The following is a 2,690-nucleotide window of genomic DNA, read 5'->3' as shown; positions in this document are numbered from 1 at the left end:
GAAAACTATAAATTGAAAATAAATGTTTTATGTTTTATTTTGTGTTTGATTTCCCTATTGTCAGGTTTTGGCTATCAAGAAATTATTTTTGTCGTTTCTATACTTGTCGTTAGATTTTTGTCAATATTCCTTTTTTCGATACTCCAAAATAAAAAATTTGAATTTTATAATCCGGGATATTTATACATTAAAACAAAAACCGGAAAACAGATAATTCCTTTGGTTTCAAAAAAAGATACAAAAGAGGTAAGAGAATATTTTTTAAATAAGCTTAATATCGATATTATCGATAAAGTAAATTATTTTATGTAGTCAAATCCCCCAATAAAAGAGATATAAACGAGCAAAGAAAGCATTGATAAAAGGGCGCACCTATTACAGGTAGTCTTAAATCGTTACAAGAATATTTTTCTAATTTGTCAAAAATGTCAGAATTTTTTATCGTATTGGTTCGTTAGGTTTTTTCTTTGTATTTTTGCTTTGCATGTATGTGGCGAATATGTTTATAAAATTCGTCGTGTATTTTTGCATAAATAAAGGCATAAAGGGATTTAAAATTTTCCCGTTTATAAAAGTCGATGAGCCGTGGCATGGCGGATATTTATATTATTCCGTTGCCATATCAGCACATTACTATTTGATTTATTTGTATAGCAGTGAAATTTACGACGAAGTTAGAGAGTATTTTCTACAGAAAAATATAAATATAGACTATATTAAAAAGGACTATACGGTTTTTATCTAGGAGGATATGCGAAGGGGCGGTAAATTTAAAACTAAAATTTCAATATTTTTGGTAAGTCGCCACTAAATTTTATGTGCGAAAACGCCCGTTTATATTCGGCTAAGCTCACACTCGGTAGTATTTGTCATTTTATTTGCGGAGGTTGCTTTGAAAGAGATAAAATCCAAGCTCATCATAGCGTGCTTGGTTGTTACGGCAGTCCTATTTTTCTTGATCGCAGGCAGTGCGTTTATGGATAGGTCCAAAACTCAGCCCGCGCAAAATTCCACGGCAAGCCGCATCGCGACCTCCGGCAATTCCTCCAATCGGCCGCTAACGGACGAGGATCGCGCCGCAAAAGCGAGGTACCGGTACGAAAGGCTGGGCGCCGAGTTAGATTTGGACGAGCGCGTAGTGCAGGGCGATGAGCGGATGGAATATTTCCGCAAGCTTTTGCGCTCCAAGGACACTGCGCGTATTTTGGGATTTATGCGAGAGCAGCGCATCACTGCGGGCGATCCGCTGCATTTTGGCATAACGGCGATAATGTATTCCAGTTTTTACAACGATGCAAACACCACCGAAGAGCTGATCTATCACGGAGCGGATATCAACCGCACGGACGATTTTTCTCATTCGGCGCTGAGCTATGCTATCGAAAATAACTCTACCGCCGCCGCGGAAGTTCTACTTAAGCATGGAGCTAGATTTTCTAGCGTTAAATATGTTCGTCCGTGGCTTACATACCCTAGATACGGTGACTCCTATTTGGTTGTTACTAGCGACGCACAGGTAAAGACATATTCCATAACGCCTAAAAGCGAAGGTACTAGTGCGGTATCCGATCCACTCTATTACGCCGTAGCAGGTGGATTTTTGCAGATGACGGAGCTTATGCTTAGCAGCGGCGTAAGACCTGAGATTACGACTTGGACGGACGATAATTGTATTGCTTTTACACTCAAACACCGCAAAGATAAGCGGCAGCCGAACTGCTCCATCTATCAGATGCTGCCGCAACGATATGACGCAAGTATGCTAAATTTGCTGCTTAAATACGATTTAGCAGGACTTCCGGACGATGAGCGTATTCAAAAAAAATACGATGACTGCCGTAAGGATTTGGATACGTTGAGGAAGTATAAGAAAATATACCTAGAGCATATGGATAATTATTGTTACGATGAGATTATTTTAGATTTGACTTTATTAAACAGCTCTAGGTATGAGCTGCTTAGATATATGATGACGGAGCGCTCAAAGTATTCGGAAAATGATGTAATCAAGCTTAACAAAGGCTCGCTACCCGATCTTAATAGATGCGGCTCGGTAACGCCAAATACAGCGCTACTTGGTATCTACGATACGCTTATAAAGCGCTACTCTGCGCTCTGCGGCGATGAGCCTAAGGGTGCAGGCGGCTTTGATTTGGATAATTTTTTTAGATATTTGCAATTAGAAAAATTGGAATATTATCTTAAAATAGAGTATAAGGGCAAGGTGATAAGAGTGGAGGAGTACGATAAAATTTTAAGGCGCGATGCGTCTAAGCAGCTAGAGCAAGCGGGATCCAAGACTGCATATACCGTGTCCGCCAATAAGTAAAATTTCGTAAAGCTTTTGGATATGATCGCTACGTATTTGGTAAAATTTTATAAAATTTTAATGATTTTAAATTTGCGTCAAGCCTTTTTTTGTTTCTTTAAATCAAATTTTACTTAAATTTATGAATGCGATGCTGTTAAATTTAGCAGTTATTACAGTCTTTAATCTCGAAGTTCAACAAATTCGTTTTCGCTATGTAGGTTTGTTTAATCTAAAGAATTTGCTTCTTGGCATCTTCAAGCTCCATAAGATAATCTTTAAATTTCGCACTCCTTCGATATATCCGCAGTAAATTCCAAAAAGTATGATCTAAATTAAGATCCTTTTTCGTCAGATCTTTTTAAAATATTCGAGCGGCTTG

3 protein-coding genes are annotated in these 2,690 nt (G+C 38.1%); all 3 read left to right on the top strand.

Translation table 11 applies throughout. The features are described 5' to 3' along the window. On the top strand, positions 1-312 hold a 312-nt coding region (locus tag Q0238_RS01465), incomplete at its 5' end, for a hypothetical protein (protein WP_297942180.1). A gap of 187 nt (positions 313-499) precedes the next feature. Then, positions 500-745, top strand: coding sequence for a hypothetical protein (locus Q0238_RS01460; protein WP_297942178.1), 246 nt, complete (start codon positions 500-502; stop codon positions 743-745). 147 nt (positions 746-892) lie between these two features. Further along, positions 893-2,329, top strand: a complete 1,437-nt coding sequence (locus tag Q0238_RS01455) for an ankyrin repeat domain-containing protein (RefSeq protein WP_297942175.1) — start codon at positions 893-895, stop codon at positions 2,327-2,329. The last annotated feature ends 361 nt before the right edge of the window (positions 2,330-2,690 follow it).

Origin of the sequence: uncultured Campylobacter sp., assembly GCF_938045775.1 — a bacterium.
Taxonomy (GTDB): domain Bacteria; phylum Campylobacterota; class Campylobacteria; order Campylobacterales; family Campylobacteraceae; genus Campylobacter_B.
This window is presented reverse-complemented; position numbering and strand designations above follow the sequence as displayed.

Coding starts and splice junctions, on each gene's coding strand:
- Q0238_RS01460 (WP_297942178.1), top strand. CDS start 500: ATGTTTATAAAATTCGTCGTGTATTTTTGCATAAATAAAGGCATAAAG.